The organism is Microcystis sp. M53602_WE12, assembly GCF_030065455.1.
GTDB lineage: Bacteria > Cyanobacteriota > Cyanobacteriia > Cyanobacteriales > Microcystaceae > Microcystis > Microcystis aeruginosa.
The window spans coordinates 1-4,780 of the sequence record NZ_JASJFB010000744.1 but is presented as its reverse complement, the minus strand read 5'-3'; the positions used below and the strand labels follow the sequence as shown (position 1 = coordinate 4,780).

General features: G+C 38.7%; 4 protein-coding genes. 1 reads left to right on the top strand and 3 read right to left on the bottom strand.

Features of this window, described 5'->3' with window-relative positions; genetic code table 11:
- The coding region (locus PX482_RS23045) for a Gfo/Idh/MocA family protein (RefSeq protein ID WP_288123076.1) at positions 1–442 on the bottom strand (442 nt) is incomplete at its 3' end.
- A gap of 10 nt (positions 443–452) precedes the next feature.
- Complete coding sequence (locus tag PX482_RS23040) at positions 453–593, bottom strand: hypothetical protein (protein WP_288123075.1); 141 nt, start codon at positions 591–593, stop codon at positions 453–455.
- 27 nt (positions 594–620) lie between these two features.
- Between PX482_RS23040 and bioD the strand changes: the two genes are divergently transcribed.
- On the top strand, positions 621–1,313 hold the full coding sequence (bioD, locus tag PX482_RS23035) for a dethiobiotin synthase (protein WP_061432288.1): 693 nt from the start codon (positions 621–623) through the stop codon (positions 1,311–1,313).
- Between the two features lie 321 nt (positions 1,314–1,634).
- On the opposite strand, the gene PX482_RS23030 is transcribed toward bioD, so the two are convergent.
- Positions 1,635–4,637, bottom strand: coding sequence for a type IIG restriction enzyme/methyltransferase (locus PX482_RS23030; protein ID WP_288096539.1), 3,003 nt, complete (start codon positions 4,635–4,637; stop codon positions 1,635–1,637).
- Positions 4,638–4,780: the final 143 nt, after the last annotated feature.

The following is a 4,780-nucleotide window of genomic DNA, read 5'->3' as shown; positions in this document are numbered from 1 at the left end:
TGCCGAGGCTGGCTAAATACTGCTGTTGGGTTTGATGCAGTCCCCCCAAAAGTTCAATATGTTCGACGTGCAGTAATTTCTTCTCGGTTTCGGCTAGGGTGATTAATTCTGCTGCCGCCGCTGGGTGGAAAGCCAGGGGATACTCGACGATAACGTGCTTACCTGATTTTAAGGCCGTACGGGCGATCGAGGCATGGGCCTGATTAACGTTGGCAATGACAATCAGATCGAGATCGGGATGGCTGGCAAGGCTTAGTGCCGAATCTAGGGCAGAAATTTGGTATTTTTGCGAGAAATTAGCGATCGATTCGGCACTATTACCGCTAACATACAGAAGCCTGGCGCGATCATCCGCTTGCCAGCTTTCAGCGCGACGTTGAGCGGCGAACCCTGTCCCAACTATACCAATTTTCAGGGGATGATTAGAAGTCATCGGGGGCATTCTGGCGACATTAATTATCGGGAAGTGGGGTGTGGGGTGTGGGGTGATGGGGAAGTGGGGAAGTGGGGAAGTGGGGAAGTGGGGTGTGGGGTGTGGGGTGTGGGGTGATGGGGAAGAGGGGAGATAAGATAATAAATATTGGTGATTTCACCTGATCTTGACTGAGCCTGGAAGTTTTATGAATAGTCTTTTGATTGCGGCTACGGATACCGATGCGGGTAAAACCGTTGTCACCACTGCTTTAGTGGCTTATTGGCAAAAATACTATCCATCCAAGGCCTTGGGGCTGATGAAATTAATGCAAACGGGTCAAGGCGATCGAGAATGGTATGAGGGCTTATTTCAGGGTCAATTAGAAATGATCACACCGCTGCAATATCAAGCACCCTTAGCGCCTCCTGTGGCTGCTGATTTGGAAGGTCGAGATATTCCTTTAGGGACGGTGTGGCAAGCTCTGCTGAACCTACAAAAAAGCCAAGATTTGGTTTTAATTGAGGGTTTGGGGGGTTTAGGTTGTCCTGTCACTCACGAGCTAACTTTGGCGGATTTAGCGGCTCAATGGCGGTTAAAAACCCTTTTAGTGGTGCCGGTGAAATTGGGAGCGATTTCCCAAACGGTGGCTAATATTGCCCTAGCAGAGCAAAAAAAGGTCAATTTGGGCGGAATTATCCTTAATTGTCTCGAACCGCGCACGGAGACGGAAATAGAGCAGTTAACACCGATCGATTTAATTCAATCCTTGACTAATTGTCCGGTTTTAGGTGTTTTTCCCTTTATCGAAGATCGTCGGGATTTGGATAAATTGGCCTCGGTGGTAGCTAGTTGGCCAGAAATTAAGCTGCCCGCGCATTTAAATTGCTTGTTGACATGAGGCAAAAGGCACAAGGCAAAGCGGATTCCCAGCATCTTTCAATTTGACAACACCCATTGTAGGGCTAATTCATGAATTAGCCCTACAGGACATCGGGGGGGTAAGGGTAGGGTTGATTCATAGTAGGGTTAATTCATAGTAGGGTTAATTCATAGTAGGGTTGATTCATAGTAGGGTTAATTCATAGTAGGGTTGATTCATAGTAGGGTTGATTCATCGTAGGGTTAATTCATAGTAGGGTTGATTCATCGTAGGGTTAATTCATAGTAGGGTTGATTCATGAATCAACCCTACAGGACATCGGGGGGGTAAGGGAATAAATTAGGGGAAGTCCAGATATTCTTGTTCTGTTAGGGCAAATTCTGGATCAATTATTTTTACTTCATTATAGGTGAGTTGATAGAGTTTGTAAACTAAATGATCAATCTGCTTTTCTAATTCGCTTGTGTTAGCGTTAGGATCGTCTTTTTTTGCGGTGAGAATTTTATTAACAATTTTTTCTAATGCTATTTGTATTTGTCTTTTAGGAACTACAATTGGAAGTTTAAATAATTGTACTGGCTTTACTTCTGGAAATATTCTCACATCTTCATTAACTAAATCACTATATAAAAAATTCATCAATTTAGAGTTGAGAACAGCCAATAAATATAAATATTGCACTTCTGATTTATTTGGCAACTGAACTATTATTCCACTTTTAAGGCAATACCATTGATCTTCGTCGTAAGCAGCAATGATTCTATTCGCAGTTTGTCGAATTAAAATTTTAGGCTCAGTAAATAATTTTTTGCGCCTAGGTCTTAACATTACATAGTAAGGGATAACACCACTTTTAGTTTCTACTCTATTGTCTAGTTTTTCTTTGTATAAGCTTAAATGTTTAATAATATTGGGATAATTTTTAACATCTAAGTCCGAAGAAAAATAAATTATGACTTTCTCTGATTTAGGCTGTAAACAATAAGAGTTTATTTCTCCTCCAATTATTAGTTTTTTAATTATATCTTTTTCTAATTTCTTACTTTCAGCTTCATCTGATTTAAGTATAAAAGCATCTGCAAGTCCGGGACTAATTCCAGTAGCTACATCTTCAGCAATATCTTTAAGAGTTAGATTACCTGAATAACATTTTTCAATTAATTGATGATGATTTTTAAAAACAAAGCTATAAGCTTGATTAGAAACAAGATTGGATTGATCAATGAGATTATTGATTTTATCTAGCTCAACTGGTAATTTATCTCTTTCCACATCTGATAGATCTGCATATAGAGTTGAGTTGTTTAATATTTTTTTAGAAAAACTAATGATGCAGGTAGGAGTTGTAACATCTTCAAATACTCCATCCCCAAGATTAATGTCTAAGATAAGACTGTAATTACTTAGTATTAATTCTCTACTTTTTTCAAATTCAATTTGATTTAAAAAACTAGAGGGAATTATTAGTGAACACAAAGATTGCTTACCTGTAAGTTCTTGATATCTGTAAGAAAAATAATTAAAAGACTCTGGAGTTCGGACATGAATTCGATCATAATATTTCTTTAAAAACTCTTTTTCTTGGGTTGAAAAATCTACGCCATAAGGAGGATTACCAATTACAACATCAAACCCAACAAAATCCCCGTCATCATTCAACACTTCAGGAAACTCAAACCGCCATTCCAAAGCATTCTTATACAGCTTACCGCTTTCAATATCTGCAATTTCAGCAGTTAGCTTATCAATCTCATTATTTAACTTAGTTACTTTTTTCTCCCGCGCTTTTTGCTCCGTCTTAGTCTCCTCAAACAATAAACCCTGATTTTCCAGATTATAAAGCTCCCCTTGTAATTGACGTAACTTCACCTTCTTAGGATCACTAATTAATAAATTAGCACTAAACCCAGCCTTAATCTTAGCAATCAGCGTTTCCATCTGCCGCTTTTGTTCCTTATTTTCCGCATTGCGATAAGTCTGGACTGCATTGCGATATTGCTCAATACTAAACTTCTGCTTCTGTAAAACCTGTTTAACATCCACATCCAAAGCAAAGCGACTAATCAAAGAATTACCACACTTGATATTAATATCAATATTTGGCAAAGTTTCTAAATTGCCATCCTCGCGATAATAAGCATTCTTTAAAAGCTCAATCCATAACCGCAACTGACAAATAGTCACGGAATTAGGGTTAATATCCACCCCAAATAAACACCCCTCGATAATCGTCTGTTTCTCATGAAATAAGGCTTGCTGTACCCGTTGCTTTTCTTGATTATTCGGATGATAAGCAAATAAATTCCCCTCATCATCGTAAACCAATAACTTATCGTTTCGCACCTCTACCCGATAATCTTTTAGCGACTTACCCGAAGTATCTAATAAAACCCGTAACTCACTCTTAATCGCGATTATCTCATTCAAAGCTGAAACCAAAAAATGTCCTGAACCCACGGCTGGATCGCAAATCTTCAGGCTATTAATAATAGTATTCGCTTCTCTTTTATCCTCAATTCGTTCATATAAATTATCCAAACTTTGACAATTCCAGCCTTTTACTTCATTAAACTTCTGCACAATCGCTCTTCGTATCGTTTCCCGACACATATACATGGTAATAAAACTCGGCGTATAAAAAGAACCGTCCTTATAACCATTAATCTTTTCAAAAATTAACCCCAACACCGAAGCATTAATTAACTTTTCGCTATCTTCTTGAGGATTTTCTAACTCATCTCGATCGAATTTATAAGCATCCAAAAACTCAAACAAATAAGCCAACGTATTTAACTCACCTACTCGCTTATTACCCTGATTATCTTTTAGCACCGTACCTGCAAAAATGGGTAAAGTTCGCTCCCGCAAATTGCCAATAAAAATCGTTTGCTGTTCCGTCTCCGTTGGTTCAAATAGCGAACTATTTAAATAAGGTACATGAGCAAAAGTCGTTTTAACCTTAGCCTCGCGCTTATTTGTCTCCCTAGCTAACACATCAAAAAACAAACTATCGAGATCATCATAACTGGGAACTTTCGCCAAATTGAGAAAAGCAAAATCTCGATCGCCTTGATGATATTTAATTAATTGCGCTTCCAATAATTTGAGAAACAAAACCCGATTAATCCAATTAATTGATAACCGCAACGCCACATTATAAAGCCGTTCCTCATCCGTAGTTCCAAACTCTTCAGGATTTTTTAATTGTGCAATTTTATCTAAACTATCCAACCGACTAATCGCATTTTCAATCAGGGAACCATCACAGCGATCGCCTTCTTTCATTCGTCCGATTAACTTCTTCCCTTTATCCTTAACTTCCGTCAAGCCAATAATATACAAAAGGCAACATCTCAATAAATGCTGGTAAGGAAGCCGAAGTCAACCTAGAAAATGAACCCGCACTCGTGAGAAAGCATCGACTTAGGTTGCACTGAGGAAGAAAATCTGCTTTAACTAAGGATATGCTTCTTCCCATCGAGAGC

Excerpts from the sequence above, each read along its gene's own strand:
- bioD (WP_061432288.1), top strand. The coding sequence starts at position 621 with ATGAATAGTCTTTTGATTGCGGCTACGGATACCGATGCGGGTAAAACC.